Source organism: Pseudomonas fluorescens (assembly GCF_902498065.1).
Taxonomy (GTDB): domain Bacteria; phylum Pseudomonadota; class Gammaproteobacteria; order Pseudomonadales; family Pseudomonadaceae; genus Aquipseudomonas; species Aquipseudomonas fluorescens_BJ.
In genome coordinates, this window is record NZ_CABVIR010000007.1 from 1 (window position 1) to 16,471 (window position 16,471).

9 protein-coding genes and 1 pseudogene are annotated in these 16,471 nt (G+C 57.9%); 9 read left to right on the forward strand and 1 reads right to left on the reverse strand.

Features of this window, described 5'->3' with window-relative positions; genetic code table 11:
• Window positions 1–221: 221 nt before the first annotated feature.
• The 6 genes from recC (at window position 222) to F8N43_RS22055 (ending at window position 11,929) form a co-directional block, all read left to right on the forward strand.
• Entirely contained in the window at window positions 222–3,674 is a 3,453-nt protein-coding gene (gene recC, locus F8N43_RS22030) for an exodeoxyribonuclease V subunit gamma (protein ID WP_150654367.1), read from the forward strand.
• Window positions 3,671–7,363: an exodeoxyribonuclease V subunit beta gene (gene recB, locus F8N43_RS22035; protein ID WP_150640050.1), complete on the forward strand. Its 3,693-nt coding sequence runs from the start codon at window positions 3,671–3,673 to the stop codon at window positions 7,361–7,363. The genes recC and recB overlap by 4 nt, the downstream gene beginning before the upstream one ends.
• The gene (gene recD / locus F8N43_RS22040; RefSeq protein WP_150640049.1) at window positions 7,360–9,468 is read left to right on the forward strand and encodes an exodeoxyribonuclease V subunit alpha; all 2,109 of its coding nucleotides are present in this window, start codon (window positions 7,360–7,362) and stop codon (window positions 9,466–9,468) included. The genes recB and recD overlap by 4 nt, the downstream gene beginning before the upstream one ends.
• 120 nt (window positions 9,469–9,588) lie before the next feature.
• Entirely contained in the window at window positions 9,589–10,164 is a 576-nt protein-coding gene (locus F8N43_RS22045) for a YfiR family protein (RefSeq protein WP_150640048.1), read from the forward strand.
• Complete coding sequence (locus F8N43_RS22050) at window positions 10,161–11,429, forward strand: diguanylate cyclase domain-containing protein (protein ID WP_150634439.1); 1,269 nt, start codon at window positions 10,161–10,163, stop codon at window positions 11,427–11,429. The genes F8N43_RS22045 and F8N43_RS22050 overlap by 4 nt, the downstream gene beginning before the upstream one ends.
• Window positions 11,430–11,434: 5 nt before the next feature.
• Complete coding sequence (locus F8N43_RS22055; protein WP_150640047.1) at window positions 11,435–11,929, forward strand: OmpA family protein; 495 nt, start codon at window positions 11,435–11,437, stop codon at window positions 11,927–11,929.
• Here F8N43_RS22055 and F8N43_RS22060 read toward each other — a convergent pair.
• Window positions 11,926–12,063, reverse strand: a pseudogene (locus F8N43_RS22060) (LysR family transcriptional regulator); the annotation flags it as partial. The gene F8N43_RS22055 and the pseudogene F8N43_RS22060 overlap by 4 nt on opposite strands.
• Before the next feature lie 284 nt (window positions 12,064–12,347).
• Between F8N43_RS22060 and F8N43_RS22065 the strand changes: the two are divergent.
• The 3 genes from F8N43_RS22065 (at window position 12,348) to F8N43_RS22075 (ending at window position 16,249) form a co-directional block, all read left to right on the forward strand.
• Window positions 12,348–13,493, forward strand: a complete 1,146-nt coding sequence (locus F8N43_RS22065) for a tyrosine-type recombinase/integrase (protein ID WP_224787849.1) — start codon at window positions 12,348–12,350, stop codon at window positions 13,491–13,493.
• 527 nt (window positions 13,494–14,020) lie between these two features.
• A complete protein-coding gene (locus F8N43_RS22070; RefSeq protein ID WP_150654368.1) occupies window positions 14,021–14,599 on the forward strand; it encodes a recombinase family protein in 579 nt (192 codons plus the stop codon).
• 1,326 nt (window positions 14,600–15,925) lie between these two features.
• Entirely contained in the window at window positions 15,926–16,249 is a 324-nt protein-coding gene (locus F8N43_RS22075; protein WP_150654369.1) for a hypothetical protein, read from the forward strand.
• The last annotated feature ends 222 nt before the right edge of the window (window positions 16,250–16,471 follow it).

The window sequence follows — 16,471 nt, forward strand, 5'->3', positions numbered from 1 at the left end:
GTGAAACGATGCATCGCCGATGGTAGTGTGGGGTTTCCCCATGTGAGAGTAGGTCATCGTCAAGATTAAATTCCGAAACCCCTATCTGCGTATGCAGGTAGGGGTTTTGTTTTGTCCGCAGGAAAGTTCGTACAGCATTACCGGACAGCTCCCGGCTGTCACAGTCTCCCGACAATGCTAAGGTTCGGCCCTAGCTTTTGTATTTTTCCAAGGAAGCCTTTATGCCGGACGCGACGTCCCTCAGTGCTGGTTTTATGGTGGTTCACGGTAACCGCCTGGACGAGTTGCGCAGCCTGGTGGTCAGCTGGATGCGGCGATACCCGCTGGCTCCCTTGGAAAATGAAATCGCTCTGGTGCAGAGCAACGGTATCGCCCAGTGGCTAAAGCTGGCACTGGCGGAAGACCCGGAAGAGGACGATATGGGCGGCTGCGGAATCGCTGCAGCCATCGACGTGCAGTTGCCGGGCAGCTTCATGTGGCAGCTCTATCGCATGGTGCTTGGCCGGGACGAAATTCCCGCCAAGTCGTTGCTTGATAAGGCCCCGCTGACCTGGCGACTCATGCGACTGCTTCCGCAGTTGATAGATCAGCCACACTTCGAGCCTCTGCAACGCTTTCTCACCAATGACACCGATTTGCGCAAACGCTATCAATTGGCCGAGCGACTGGCTGACCTGTTCGACCAATATCAGGTGTACCGAGCCGACTGGCTTGAAGACTGGGCTGAAGGTCGTCATCAGTTACGCAACGGTCGGGGTGAAGCGAAACCCTTGACCCCGGCCAACTGCTGGCAAGCGGAATTGTGGCGTGCGTTGTTGCTGGATGTGGGGGAACAAGGCATGGCGCAAAGTCGTGCCGGTGTCCATCAGCGGTTTGTCGAGCGCATCAACAACCTCGATGTAGCGCCCGCCGGATTACCGTCCCGGGTTATCGTTTTCGGGATTTCTTCGCTTCCCGCTCAGGCTCTGGAAGCTCTCGCCGGGTTGGCTCGTTTCAGCCAGGTTTTGCTCTGCGTACACAACCCATGTCGTCACCATTGGGCGGACATCGTCGCCGATAAAGATCTGTTACGGCATCAATACAAACGTCAGGCCCGCAAGAGTGGTATGCCGGTCGTGCTGGATCCGCAAACCCTGCATCAGCATGCCCATCCGCTGCTGGCTGCTTGGGGTAAACAGGGGCGGGACTACATCAACCTGCTGGACAGTTACGACGATCCCAACAGCTATCGCTCGGCGTTTCGTGACGGGCGCATTGACCTGTTCAGTGACAGCGAGCCACAAAACCTGCTGAACCAACTCCAGGACGACATCCTCGAATTGCGTCCTCTGAATGAAACGCGCGAACGCTGGCCAGCAGTCGATCCAGACGCAGATCAATCGATCCGTTTTCACATTGCCCACAGTGCCCAACGAGAAGTAGAGATTCTCCACGATCAGTTGCTCGCACGCTTTAGTGCTGACCCTGACTTAAGACCGCGCGACGTTATCGTGATGGTCCCGGACATCGACAGTTATGCGCCACATATTCGCGCTGTATTCGGCCAGCTTGAACGCCATGACCCACGCTTCATTCCGTTCACGCTCGCCGATCAAGGCCAGCGCGGTCGTGACCCACTGCTGATTGCTGTCGAACACCTGCTAAAACTGCCCGACAGTCGTTTCCCCGTCAGCGAGATCCTCGATCTGCTGGACGTTCCTGCATTGCGTGCTCGCTTTGGTGTGGAAGAGCGAGACCTGCCGACCCTGCATCGCTGGATCGAAGGCGCTGGCATCCGCTGGGGCATGAGCGCCGAGCAACGAGCGGGGCTTGGATTGCCGCAGGAACTGGAGCAAAACAGTTGGCGTTTCGGTTTACGGCGGATGTTGCTGGGGTATGCAGTCGGCAGCGCCAGTGCCTGTCAAGGGATCGAGCCCTACGACGAGATTGGTGGTCTGGATGCCGCGCTGATAGGTCCTTTGGTGGCGCTCCTGGATGCACTTGAAATTGCTCACCAGGAACTCACGCGCCCTGCGCCACCCAACCAATGGGGGATGAGGCTGCAAGCGTTGGTGCAGTTGTTTTTCCAGGCCAGTAACGAGCATGACGACTACTTGCTCGCTCAACTCGAAGAGTTGCGTGAAACCTGGCTTGAGACCTGTGAGTCGGTCGGTTTGCACGATCAGTTGCCGTTGACCGTGGTTCGTGAAGCCTGGCTGGCCGGTCTCGATCAGGGGCGTTTGTCCCAGCGTTTTCTCGCGGGTGCGGTGAACTTCTGCACCTTGATGCCCATGCGCGCGATCCCGTTCAAGCTGGTCTGTCTGCTCGGCATGAATGATGGTGATTATCCGCGTGCGCAACCGCCACTGGACTTCGACCTGATGGGCAGCGATTACCGACCGGGTGATCGCTCACGGCGCGAAGACGATCGCTATCTGTTGTTGGAAGCGCTTCTGTCAGCACGTAATCAGCTCTACATCAGTTGGGTTGGTCGCAGCATTCGCGATAACAGCGAACGCCCGGCTTCTGTGCTGATTGGCCAACTCCGCGATCATCTGGCCAGTGGATGGCGACTGCACAATGCCGATGAGAATTTGCTGGAGGCAATGACTCAAGAGCACCCATTACAGCCTTTCAGTGCCCGCTATTTCCATGAAGGCGACGACTTGTTCAGCTACGCCAGCGAATGGCAGGTGCTTCATCAAGGCATTGAGTTGGTAACCGATAATGGCATCCTCGCCCCCTATGTCCAGGAAGAGCCGCTCAGCCTCGGCCAACTGCAGGATTTTCTGCGTAACCCGGTGCGACACTTCTTCAGCCAGCGGCTGAAGGTATTCTTTGAAGCGGCTGAAGTGCCCTTGGCCGATGAAGAGCCATTTGTCCTCGACGCACTGCAACGTTACAGCCTCAGCGACAGTTTGCTCGGCGCCGCGCTGGAGCACTTGGATCAGTCCGATCAGGCTCTGGCGGCGCAGGCCAAACGTCTGCAAAACAGCGGCCTGTTGCCTATGGCGGGTTTTGGCGAATGTCTGCAGCGGGAGTTGATCGAGCCCTTGCCGGATCTGCTGCAGCGCTATCAACAGCTTCTAGCCTTATGGCCGACACCGCTCACCAGCGCTTTGCCTGTGAGTCTTGAGCTGCAGGGCCTGCGGCTTGAAGGTTGGCTCAGCAGTTTGCATCAGCGAGCTGACGGTGGATTACTGTCGATCACCACGATTCCCAATAGCATCGGTTCTATCAAGTCTCGCAAATGGCATCGTCTGACACGGTCATGGGTCAATCATCTAGTTGCCAGCGCCAGTGGAATGGCGATGACCACTGCACTGGTGGCCAGTGACGACACCCTGCTGCTCGGTCCCATGGAGAAGGACGTTGCATTCCGTACCTTGAGTGACCTGCTGATGGCCTGGCAAACAGGCATGCGCCAACCGCTACCCATTGCAGTCAAAACCGCATTTGCATGGTTAGCCCAGACTGATCCAGCCAAAGCCGACGCCGCCGCTCGCAAAGCCTATGAAGGCGACGGTCTGACCACCGACGGCGAACGCCGCGAAAGTCCTGCGCTCGCGCGTCAGTTCGCTGACTATGACGCATTGATTGCCGATGAGACCTTCGCCGATTGGTGCAACGCCTTGTACAAGCCGATGCTGGAAGCTTCCTGGCGCTCATTGACCCGCGAGGAGGCACGCTCATGACCTCCCAGACACCGTTGGCCCTGGCGTTTCCACTGCGCGGCAGTCAACTGATCGAGGCCAGTGCCGGGACCGGCAAGACCTTCACTATTTCCGCGTTGTACCTGCGACTGGTCTTGGGCCACGGCGGGGAGTCGAGCGGTTTTGGGCGTGAGCTGTTACCACCGCAAATCCTCGTTGTGACCTTCACCGACGCCGCGACCAAAGAGCTGCGCGAACGTATTCGAACGCGTCTTGCCGAAGCTGCACGGTTTTTTCGCGATGAAACACCGTCGCCGGATGCCCTGATTGCAGAACTGCGCGAACAGTACCTTCCCGAGCAGTGGCCCGGATGCGCAAACCGTCTGGACATCGCCGCCCAGTGGATGGACGAAGCGGCTGTCTCGACCATCCACAGTTGGTGTCAGCGCATGTTGCGCGAACACGCGTTCGACAGTGGCAGCCTGTTTACCCAGACCCTGGAAACCGATCACAGTGATTTGCTCGGCGAGGTGCTGCGCGACTACTGGCGATTGTTTTGTTATCCGATGCAAGGTGATGCCCTCAATTGGGTGCGCGGTAATTGGGGCGGTCCGGCGGCCCTGTTGCCGCGAGTTCGTGGTTTGTTCGCCAGTGAGCGCAACAGCGCTGAAGGAAAAGAACCGGTTGAACTGATCACCGAGTGTCTGCAGGAGCGACGGGCTGCGTTGCTCGAACTCAAAATGCCTTGGCGTCAATGGGCGGACGAGTTGCTTGCCATCTGTCATGAGGGCGTCGCGAGCAAAAGCGTCGACGGTCGAAAGATGCAGGCACGCTATTTCGAACCCTGGTTCGAAAAGATAAAAGCCTGGGCTGGAGATGAATTACTCGAGCAGTTGGATATTGGCACCGGTTTCACTCGCCTGACGCCTGACGGAATGGCTGAGGCCTGGAAAAAGGGCGAGGTGCCCAATCACCCGGGGCTGGACGCAATGCCTGGCCTCAAGGCCAGTCTCGATGGTTTGCCGACCCCTGATGCGGCAGTCCTGCAACACGCCGCTCAGTGGGTGGGCGCGCGATTTGAGGAAGAAAAGCGTCGCCGCGCGGAAATGGGTTTCGATGACATGCTGCTGCGCCTCGATGGCGCATTGCAAGCCGAGGGCGGCGAACGTTTGGCAACCCTGATCCGCGAACAATTCCCGGTGGCATTGATCGACGAATTCCAGGATACCGACCCGGTTCAATACCAGATATTCGAAAGCATCTATCGCATCGAGGACAATAATCCTGAATGCGGCCTGTTCCTGATCGGCGACCCGAAGCAGGCGATTTATGCCTTCCGTGGCGCCGACATCTATACCTACCTGCGTGCCCGTCAGGCCACCACTGGCCGGCTGCATACCCTGGGCACCAACTTTCGTTCCAGCCATGGCATGGTCGATGCGGTGAACCATGTGTTCGAGCGCGCCGAGTCGCGGGAAGCGGGGCGGGGTGCATTTCTGTTCCGTGAAAAAAATGGCGAAACCCCCGTGCCGTTCCTGCCGGTCGCCTCCCAGGGACGCAAAGAAGTGCTTCATGTTGATGGTCAGGTTGTACCGGCTCTGAATATCTGGCATCTGTCCGCCGATCAACCATTGTCTGGCGCCGTTTACCGACAACAACTGGCCGCGGCTTGCGCCAGCGAAATCACCGCTCTGCTCAATGGCGGGCAACAAGGCAGGGCGGGTTTCATCCAGGATGGCAAGGATTTCAAAGGCTTGCTGCCCGCGGATATTGCAATCCTGGTGCGCGACGGTAAAGAGGCCCAGGCGGTGCGCGCCGAACTCACGACCCGTGGCGTGCGCAGCGTGTACCTGTCGGACAAGGACTCGGTGTTCGCCGCACAGGAAGCTCACGACCTGCTGAGCTGGCTCAAGGCCTGCGCCGAGCCGGATGTCGAGCGTCCGCTGCGAGCGGCGCTGGCCTGCATCACGCTGAATCTGTCGCTGGCTGAACTGGAGCGCTTGAATCAGGACGAGTTGGCGTGGGAAGCGCGGGTCATGCAGTTCCGCGGTTATCGCGAACTCTGGCGCAAACAGGGTGTGCTGCCAATGCTGCGTCGCTTGCTGCATGACTTCCAGCTACCTCAGGCACTGATCGCGCGAAGCGACGGCGAGCGTGTGCTGACCAACCTGCTGCATCTGTCCGAATTGCTGCAACAAGCGGCTGCCGAACTCGATGGCGAGCAAGCGCTGATCCGCCATTTATCCGAACATCTGGCGTTGTCCGGTCAGGCTGGGGAAGAACAGATCCTGCGTCTGGAGAGCGACGAGCAACTGGTCAAGGTCGTGACCATTCACAAGTCCAAGGGGCTTGAGTATCCGTTGGTGTTCCTGCCGTTCGTGTGTTCGGCGAAGCCGGTCGACGGCAGCCGTTTGCCGCTGCATTACCACGACGAGACCGGCAGGGCTCAAGTGACGTTGAAGCCAACGCCCGAGTTGATCGCACTGGCCGATGATGAGCGACTGGCCGAGGATCTGCGTTTACTTTATGTGGCCCTGACCCGTGCACAACATGCCTGTTGGCTCGGTGTTACGGACCTCAAACGCGGCAATAACAACAGCTCGGTGCTGCACCTTTCGGCATTGGGTTATTTGCTGGGCGGTGGTGCGCCATTGGCTGAATCAGCGGGTTTGACGCGTTGGCTTGAAGACTTGCAGCAGGACTGTCCGGCGCTGGACTGCAGTGAAATGCCTGAAGAAACCGCCGAGCATTACCACCCGCCGCAGAACGATGCGACATTGCTTGCTCCGCTGATCCCCAAGCGCAAGGCCAGCGAAAACTGGTGGATTGCCTCCTACAGCGCCTTGCGCATTGGCGACAGCCTGAGCGTGGGCAGTGGCGAAGCCCCGGAAAATCCGCAAGCGCAAAAGCTGTTTGACGACGAGCGCCTTGATCCGGAGGCGCCGCGAGAAGTGGTCGCCGGCGGTGCCGATATCCATCGCTTTCCTCGGGGGCCGAATCCCGGCACCTTTCTCCATGGCTTGCTGGAATGGGCCGGTAACGAAGGTTTTGCCGCCACGCCACAATCCGTAGAAGACGCCATTGCCCGTCGCTGCAACCGTCGTGGCTGGGAAGGCTGGATCACCACGCTGAGCGATTGGCTGCAGCACCTGCTCAAGTCCCCGCTGCACATCGGCGCCGGAAAGGCGCCCGTGATATTCGAGCAATTGACCCAGTACCGCGTCGAGATGGAATTCTGGTTCGCCAGCCATAAAGTCGATGTGCTCAAACTTGATGAACTGGTCCGCCAATACACCCACAACGGCGTTGCCCGTGTTGCCGCCGAACCGGTGCTGCTCAACGGCATGTTCAAAGGTTTCATCGACCTGACATTCGAGCATGACGGTCGCTACTACGTCGCCGATTACAAATCCAACTGGCTGGGCGTCGATGACATGGCCTATACCGAGCAAGCCATGGAACAGTCGATTCTGGACAACCGCTACGACCTTCAATATGTGCTGTACCTGCTGGCCCTGCACCGCCAGCTCAAGGCACGGCTTGCCGATTACGATTACGACCGGCATGTCGGTGGTGCGCTGTATCTGTTCCTGCGTGGCACCCGCGCATCCAGTCAGGGCGTGTATTTCGCCCGTCCGCCAAGAGCGCTGATCGAGCGTCTGGATCGCCTGTTCCAGGGCAAGCCAGAACCCAAGGCCGAACCCGCCTGGGAACAGGGAGTACTGCTATGAGTCGCACCTTCGCCGATTTGCTGCCGACGCCATTGGCAGCGGAAAGTCTGGCGAGTCTGGCACCGTTGAGTCGCGCCGATGACTTGTTGCTGTTGCTCACCCGCTGGGTCGAACGTGGCTGGTTGCGAGCGCTGGACAAGGCCTTCGTTGCGTTCTTGCACGAACTCGCTCCCGACGATGATCCACTGGTGCTGCTGGCTGCGGCATTGACCAGTCATCAATTGGGCCACGGCCATGTCTGCCTGGACCTGTTCGAGACCCTGAAGGAGCCGGACTTCGCGTTGTCCTTGCCACCGGAAGGCGATCTGCAAAGTGGCGCGATGCTGCTGCCATCACAATTGCTTGAGGCGCTGGACGGCGCCCATTGGTGCAAGGTGCTGGCCGCCAGCAATCTGGTCGCGTTGTCAGCCGATAGCAGTGAAGCAGCCCAACAACGGCCGTTGGTACTTTCAGGAAAACGCCTTTATCTGCGACGCTACTGGACCTATGAGCGGCGTATCGATGATGCCCTGCGTCAGCGTCTGGCCGAACACGAAACAACGCCGGACGATCTGTCCCAACGTCTTGCCGGTCTGTTCGGTCCGGCCAGGCCTGGCGAGGTAATCGACTGGCAGAAACTCGCGTGTGCCTTGGCGACTCGCAGTGCCTTCAGCATCGTCACCGGCGGCCCGGGGACGGGCAAGACCACCACGGTCGTGCGCTTGCTCGCATTGCTTCAGGCGCCAGCGGTGGAGGCTGGCAAACCACTGCGTATCCGTCTCGCTGCCCCCACCGGGAAAGCTGCGGCACGGTTGACGGAATCGATCAGCCAACAAGTCCGGACGCTGGAAGTCGCTGAAGCCGTACGAGATAAAATTCCGTCAGACGTTACCACCGTGCACCGTCTGCTCGGCAGTCGGCCCGGTACGCGACATTTCCGGCATCACGCCGGTAATCGTTTACCGCTGGATGTGCTGGTTGTGGATGAAGCCTCGATGATCGACCTGGAGATGATGGCCAATCTTCTCGACGCGATGCCGGCCCATGCCCGCCTGATTCTGCTGGGTGACAAGGACCAACTGGCCTCGGTGGAAGCCGGCGCCGTGCTGGGGGATCTGTGCCGCGACGCCGAGGCCGGTTGGTACAGCCCGCAGACGCGTCAATGGCTGGAAACAGTCAGTGGTGAAAACCTTGCAGCCAGTGGGTTGCACGAAGACACTCACGGGACTCATCCACTGGCCCAGCAAGTGGTGATGCTGCGCCATTCGCGCCGGTTCGGCGAGGGCAGCGGGATTGGCCAACTGGCGCGCTGGGTCAACCGGCAACAACCCGAAGAAGCTCGCCAATTGCTGGCGGCTCGAAGCCACGGCGATGTATTTTCCCTGCCCCTCAAGGGTGAACAGGACCGGGCGCTGGAGCGCTTGTTGCTCGAAGGCCATGGTGATGGGCCGCAAGGCTACCGGCATTACCTCAGTCTGCTGCGCCACCTGCGGCCACCGCTCGACAGCTCGCTCGATGATTCACGCTGGACCGATTGGGCGCGTCAGGTGTTGCAAGCCTTCGACGCCTTCCAGCTGCTGTGCGCCGTACGCAAAGGGCCGTGGGGTGTGGAGGGCTTGAATCAGCGCGTGACCGACGCGTTGCTCAAGGCCCGATTGATCGACAGCAATCAGCAGTGGTACGAAGGCCGGCCGGTGCTGATGACCCGCAACGACTATGGCTTGGGTTTGATGAACGGCGACATCGGCATTGCCCTCAAGCTGCCTGAGCGCGATGGCCCCGAGGCGGGTCGTCAGGTCTTGCGCGTGGCTTTCCCGCGCAATGATGGCCAGGGTGGCGTGCGCTTTGTCCTGCCGAGCCGTCTCAATGATGTCGAAACCGTGTACGCCATGACCGTGCACAAATCCCAGGGCTCCGAGTTTGCCCATACGGCGTTGATTCTGCCGGACGCCCTGAACCCGGTTCTGACCAAGGAGCTGATCTATACCGGCATAACCCGAGCGAAGGACTGGTTCACGTTGATCGAACCGCGGACGGGAGTGTTTGAAGAGGCGGTGCGGCGCAAGGTCAAGCGGTTGAGCGGGTTGATGCTGGAATTGGACGAGGCTGTCGAGCCGAGGCAATAAAGGGCGACGGCACCGGACGTTGGAAACCGTCCAAAGCGCCGTCGTACGTGGCCTCGCGGGTGTTTCGACGCTGTGCTATCGTTGTGGCACCCTCCCGTTAAGATCGAAGAGAATCCCTGCATGAAGGTGGCTGTCTGGATGACAGAGTGCGTCGCTGGCTGCAAGCAAGCCGTACTTGCAGGCTTTCTCTGTTTGCTGAGCGGCTTCGTTTTCGCTCAACCGCAAACCCCTCCAGGCATGGCCGACCAGCGTGCCAAATCCGTCACACAGGTGGTACTCGGGATACTCAGTTATGCCCGTTGGCCTGTTGAACCCGCACAACTTCGTTTGTGCGTCGTTGGCCCCACCGAATACACCGATGACCTGGTCAAGGGCACCACCCAGGCCACGGGCCGACCTGTTGTCGTACGCCGCCTGCTCGCCGACAACCCATCCATTGTCGGTGAGTGCGACGCGGTGTACATCGGCAAATTGACCCGCGAAGAGCGCAGCCGGCTGTTCGCTTCGCTGACCGGGCACCCCGTGTTGAGCATCAGCGAAAGCGACGATCAATGCACCGTCGGCAGTCTGTTCTGTTTGCGCGTCGGCGATGAACAAGTGTCCTTCGAGGTCAACCTCGATTCCGTGGCCCGCAGCGGCGTGCGAATTCATCCAAGTGTGCTGCAACTGTCCCGCCGCAAGCCGGCGGCGCCATGAGGTTATTCAAGCCGGGCAGTCGCCCGACCTTGCGTTCGGTCATTGGCCGCGGTCATTTGATCGTCGCGCTGGTCGGCGTGGCCATGGCCAGCATCTCGCTGACGCTGCTCGGCGTTCTGGCGTTGCGGGTTTATGCCGACCACAACCTGCACCTGATCGCGCGCTCCATCAACTACACCGTGGAAGCGGCCGTGGTGTTCAACGATAAAGCCGCTGCCACCGAAGCGCTGGCACTGATCGCCTCTACCGAAGAAGTGGCGGATGCCCAAGTGCTGGACGAGCAAGGCAAGTTGTTGGCACGTTGGCAGCGGCCCGAAACCGGATTGTTCTCTGATCTCGAAATGCAGATGGCCAAAGCCTTTCTGGAAAAACCCATCAGCATGCCGATCATCCACCAAGGTCAGGACATCGGCAGCATCCTGTTGATCGGCCACGGTGGCAGCCTGATGCGCTTCTTGCTCAGCGGTCTGGTGGGCATCGTTCTGTGCACCGCCGCCAGTGCCTGGGTGGCGCTTTATCTGGCTCGCCGACAACTGCGCGGGATCACCGGCCCGCTGCGCAGTCTGGCTTCCGTGGCGCACGCCGTGCGCAGCGAACGTGCCTTCGACCTGCGTGTGCCACCCGCCGACATCGCCGAACTCGACAACCTGGGCAATGACTTCAATGCCCTGCTCGATGAACTCGAATCCTGGCAGACTCACCTGCAAAGCGAGAATGAAACCCTCGCCCATCAGGCCAGTCATGACAGCCTCACCGGGTTGCCGAATCGTGCGTTTTTCGAAGGCCGATTGATTCGCGCGCTGCGCAACGCCAACAAGCTCAACGAGCGAGTAGCGGTGCTGTTTCTGGACAGTGACCGGTTCAAGCAAATCAACGACACCTTCGGTCACGCCGCCGGCGACGCAGTGTTGGTCGCGGTCGCCAATCGGGTTCGTGCTCAATTGCGCGAAGAGGATCTGGTGGCGCGTCTGGGGGGGGATGAGTTTGCTGTCCTGCTGACACCGCTGAACAAGACCGAAGACGCCGAGCGGATCGCCGATAAAATCATCGCGAGCATGGACGTGCCGATTCCGTTGCCGGGTCATACTCAGGTTTTGACTACTCTGAGCATTGGCATTGCTGTGTACCCGGATCATGGTGCTACACCGGGTGCTCTGCTCAATGCTGCTGATGCGGCCATGTACCAGGCCAAACGTTTTTCCAGAGGTGCACAGCACACGTCAGGGTCGGAGCACCCTGTCGCCGATGTTCAATCCAGGAGCTGATTTTCGTGTTCTCATTCAATCTGCGATTTCTCTCGATCCCCTTATTCATCGCCTTGCTGGCACTGACCGGTTGCCAGACGGCGCCACAAAAAGGTCTGAGTCCGGCACAGGTCGCAGTACTCAAACAGCAAGGTTTCGAGTTGACCGACGAGGGGTGGGCGTTTGGCTTGTCCGGCAAAGTGTTGTTTGGCAGTGATGTCGAAAGCCTGAACCCGCAGAGCACCGAGATCGTCGAGCGCATTGGCAAGGCGTTGCTGGGGGTCGGAATCGATCGGGTTCGTGTCGATGGTCACACCGACGCCTCGGGCAAAGAGACCTACAACGAACAGCTGTCTCTGCGCCGCTCGAACAGCGTCGGCAAAGTACTGAGCGCGGTCGGCATGAAAGAGCAGAATATCCAGGTACGAGGCCTTGGCAGCAGTGAGCCCGTTGCCTCCAACGACACCGCGACCGGTCGAACCGAGAACCGCCGGGTGTCGATTGTGGTCAGCGCCGATTAGTCGGTGAACACCATGTCCCGCCGTTCACCCATCAACAGCCCCTGATTCAACTCAGTCACCTCCCGGATGTAATCCCACAACAGGGTAATCCGCTTGAGCTTGCGCAGGTCCTCCCGGCAGTACATCCAGAACTTCAAGGAATACAGGTTTCTCCCAATGTTTACGGGGTTAAACCTTTATGAATCGCCTTTTAGAATGCTCTGCTGTTACAAGTCCTGTACCAATTCTTGTAGGTTCTTCGAGACCCACCACGAGACTCGCTAAACCGTATCACTACAGACGCAACGGCATTTACTACATACGCCTCAGGGCTACTGGCAGTACCACTGAGTACGCTTCGGTTTCCCTCAAGACCAGCAATAGGCGTGACGCATTAGACGCTTCAGAACAGCTCGCGGGGTCTGTCAGGACGTTCCATTTGGCAAACCCAGAATCCTCTTGGGGGAAGCTGAAAGAGCATTTCCGTTTGGCCTCAGCGGAGCTGTTTGAGTTTGGACGTGATGGCGACGTCACGCAGGTGTGGGGTGGTCTGCATGACAGCAACACTGGCCCTGTGGGCGGCTCGCTCAGTTACCCCAAGTCCGCAAAGAGCGCTCCGCTATCCCTATCTGTAATCACCCCAGCAGTGACCTTTGAGGCGCTTTCATCGCTCTACTTGGCCGACCGTGGGCAAGATCAGAAAGCATCGACCCTGAAGGAAACCAAGATTTGCCACGGCACCATCTCTGCGGCCCTCGGTGAACTGGATATGCGGACTCATTCACGGGCTGACCTCGTCGCGCTGCGTGATCGTCTTGGAGATGGTCGCATGCCCTCAACGGTCAATAAGCTGATCGTGAAGCTATCAGCTGTCCTCGCATGGTCAGTTGAAAACGGTCACATATCCAAGTCATACGATAAGAAACTGAAGCTCACTAAGGGCCTTGCGTCGAGCCGTAAGGCGTTTACACAGGATCAGGTGAGCATGCTGGTGACTTATTCCAACACGCTCCCTGAGTCCTCATGGAAGCGCTGGCTATTGAGCCTTGGTGCCATCACTGGCGGGCGCCTCAATGAAATCTCACAGTTGACGGTAAGTGACGTGCAGACCCTTGCTTCAGGTATCACGGCTATACACATCAACGAGGTAGGTGAGGGGAAGTCGATCAAGAACAAACGCAGTGAACGGTTGGTGCCACTGACTGACGGTGCCTATGGGTTCAACCTCACAGCATTCTTGCGGTATGTCGATGCGCGCAAGGTCAGTGGGTCGGACTCATTAGCTCAGATTGGCTACAAAACAGCCGGAGAGTGGGCAAATCAACAAGCAATCCCTGCGGCTCTTGGTGACACCTATGGGCCAGGCTTGGTGTTCCATTCGTTGCGCCACTCGTTAGCTTCGCTAATGCAGGTCAAAGGAGTTCCCACTACGCATGCTCAGGCTGTGATGGGTCATGCTTCTGGCACGATTACTTTCGATACATACGGCTCTGGTGTTCCCGTTGAAACCATCGCTGAGGTACTCAGGGGGCTTTTTATCAGTGGCAACCACCGGCCCCGGATCGAAAATGGTTTGCAACCGTGAGGCATATCTCGCGCTCGCGGCGGCGGCTGGTTCCCCCATGCCGGGGGGCAGTGTGTGCCTGTGCAGCAGCGGGGAGGGCAGGAGCATGCCTTACCTCTGGCGCTAGCTGTGGCTGTAGTTGTCTCTGGCTGGAAACGCGCATGCCTCTACGCAACGCCAAGGGTAGGGTCTCTCTCAATGCAGGCGGTGTCTCATGGGGCTTAAGGTCTGTGCGTCCGTGGCTCGCTGTGTTCCTGCCTGCCGGTCGATGCATCGAGCTGGTGTCAGCGGGTCTACCCTCTTGCCCTGTCGTTGGCCGTGCGTTCTCTGGCGGGCTGTACGGCTGACCGTGCCGCTGATGACCGGTCATTTAGTGCCTGTCTATGTGGGTTGTAGGCGGTGACATCAAACGATCGATTGTCGTCACCTGAAAATGAGGTCGTAAAGGGGTGACATCAAAATAGGCTTTGACACTTGTTGGCACCACTCGTATTGTTGTCACCATTACTTGGCACCATATGCCAGCTAGGCAGACCAGAGGTGACACCATGACCGCACGTACTTACGCCTATTGCCGGGTATCCACTACCGAGCAGACCACTGACAACCAGATGCACGCGATCAAGGAGCGGGGATACATCATTCCTGCGAATCGGGTACACAGCGAGACTATCAGCGGCTCAGTGCCAGCCTCAGAACGTCCAGTATTCGCAAGGTTGGTAGATCGTCTAGAGAGTGGCGATACGCTGGTAGTGCTGAAACTTGACCGCCTTGGTCGTGACAGCATCGACGTACAGGCCACCATCGATAAATTGATGGCTCTGGGCATTCGGGTTATCTCGCTCGACCTGCCAGCCTCAGACCTGACCAGCGTAGAAGGTCGATTCATCATGCAGGTAATGGCGGCGCTGGCTGAGATGGAGCGTGGCCGTATCCGGGAACGTACCAGTGAGGGCCTAGCCCGTGCCAAGGCTGCTGGTGTGAAGCTAGGTCGTCCTGTAGCTGATGACGTCACGTCTCAGGTGCGCGAGCTGCGTGCCAAGGGTATGAGTCAATCTGAGGTTGCCGAGGCTCTGGGGCTGTCTCTGCGGACCGTGAAGCGCCATTGCGCCAAGGAGTCTGCCTGAGTCGTAACGCGGGGGCTTGAGCTTGAGACCCAGCATTTACACGCGGGCATGCGATCACTTGCATCACCGGTTATTCCAGTTGCAAGCCGTCTAGCGGGGTTATGTCTTGATCGATCCTATGTTGACCGTGGAAGGCCACCAGAGCGCGCAGACGCTACATCGATCCACGGGGCAGGCCAATACCGATCACCGGCCTTCACGGTTGCGGTATCGCACCTGACAGCGGCTGTCCTACTAGTCGAGGGCTGAGAGGTTCAGGGCAAGCGCCGGGATAGTTATGCGCGATGTGCTGCTAAAGCTCCGGGCAGTGAGCTGTCTGCTTCGCTTGCGGCTGTCACATGAAACCCCAGGACGATGTGACGGGTACGGGCAAACGAGCCTCAGGCGCGCTCTCAGGGCCTCACGGGTTCAAACCGGGTTTAGGCTTTGAATTGCATTATAGGGTGGCCAGTAGCTTAGAGTTGCTGAGTCTCACAGTGTTAGACACTTGAAATCCCACAGTTTTCGAATTCCAGAGCGGCCAGCGGCAAACGTGACCGGATTGCCAATTCTGGTCACAAAGTCTCACAGCGCTACAGCCCTTATAAACCGGGGCTTTCAGAGTCTCACAGCCTTTAAGTTGCATTATAGGAGAATCCCCAAGTAGCAACAGTAGTGTAGTAGTGATGGTAGTTACAGTAGCACTCAGTATTGTCTATTAGGGAGAGTAGGTTAAGTAGTCTACAGTGGGAGATGTAGTGTAGTAGCCCAGTATTGTCTAGTTGCTCAAGTAGTGATAGTTGTTCCCTCCCTTCTTCTCCTTAATGGAGAGAGGGAGAGCTAATAGACGCTATGAGTATCCAACCCAGCCAGCCCCAGACCGCGCGCAGACCGCAACGGGGCAGAGCACTGACCTACGCGTCCCACAAAAAGCTCAGGCGCCCATAGCGAGCCTCAGGGGCTTTCTCGTTTGGGCCGAGAGTCCCAGAAAGTCTCACACCGATAGCCCCGGTAATTAAGTTGCATTATAGAAGAGCGAGTCGAGTATTCGCCAAATCGCGATTTATATAAAAGTTCAAGCGCTTTTTCAATTGCACAGGCCGATGCCCTAGATGAGAATTATTATCTGGTTCATCGGTCTGCGATCCCAATGGAATTGGTAGGACAAGAAGAACAGTAGCAACAGTAGTAACAGTAGCTACAGTATAAATTCTCCTTTTCTCTTATGAGAAAAGACCCGTTAGGGAAGTGACAGTAGCAACCAATAGCAACCCGTTTCTTTAGTGGGGCGTTTATTGCTCTGTCCTCCTATACCCTCTAATCAGCAACTATAGCGAGGTACAGACTATGGCAACCCCTATTGCAGGCGATATGGCATCCACCGTTCCGGTCAAGCAGCAGCAAGGCGTTACCCTGCACAACATGCCGCAAGTTGGCTATAGGGATATCTCAGATGCAAGTCACCCTATTAACCAGAGTAATCTTTCGGGCAAGCGACTAGGTGCTTTGGTTGTAGCTGTGGATGAGGGTGATATCAGTGCAGGCCGTATGAGCTTAATGATTGCTCATGGTAGCGGACCAACTGATGGATGGTCGCCGTTGGTATCACGTTTTATAAGTGAGCCACAGTACCAACCTGTTTACTCTGACATTGATAGCGTTTCAGTTTGAGGATGCGGTGGCAATAGTATTCTAGTAGGTACAAAACAGTGCTGCTTAGGGCACGAGTTCTAGGGCTTGCCACCAGTGCGCATTGATAAGCAGCGGATCGTGAAGCGCAAGCAACCCGTGAAAGCACTATTAAAGGCTGACGACAGCTACGGCTTTTAAGTTGCCTTATAGATAGATCGACTTTCAGTGTCCCATCTAAACCCCGAGTAACCCTGCACCTCT

Coding starts and splice junctions, on each gene's coding strand:
- recC (WP_150654367.1), top strand. CDS start 222: ATGCCGGACGCGACGTCCCTCAGTGCTGGTTTTATGGTGGTTCACGGT.
- recB (WP_150640050.1), top strand. CDS start 3,671: ATGACCTCCCAGACACCGTTGGCCCTGGCGTTTCCACTGCGCGGCAGT.
- recD (WP_150640049.1), top strand. CDS start 7,360: ATGAGTCGCACCTTCGCCGATTTGCTGCCGACGCCATTGGCAGCGGAA.
- F8N43_RS22045 (WP_150640048.1), top strand. CDS start 9,589: ATGAAGGTGGCTGTCTGGATGACAGAGTGCGTCGCTGGCTGCAAGCAA.
- F8N43_RS22050 (WP_150634439.1), top strand. CDS start 10,161: ATGAGGTTATTCAAGCCGGGCAGTCGCCCGACCTTGCGTTCGGTCATT.
- F8N43_RS22070 (WP_150654368.1), top strand. CDS start 14,021: ATGACCGCACGTACTTACGCCTATTGCCGGGTATCCACTACCGAGCAG.
- F8N43_RS22075 (WP_150654369.1), top strand. CDS start 15,926: ATGGCAACCCCTATTGCAGGCGATATGGCATCCACCGTTCCGGTCAAG.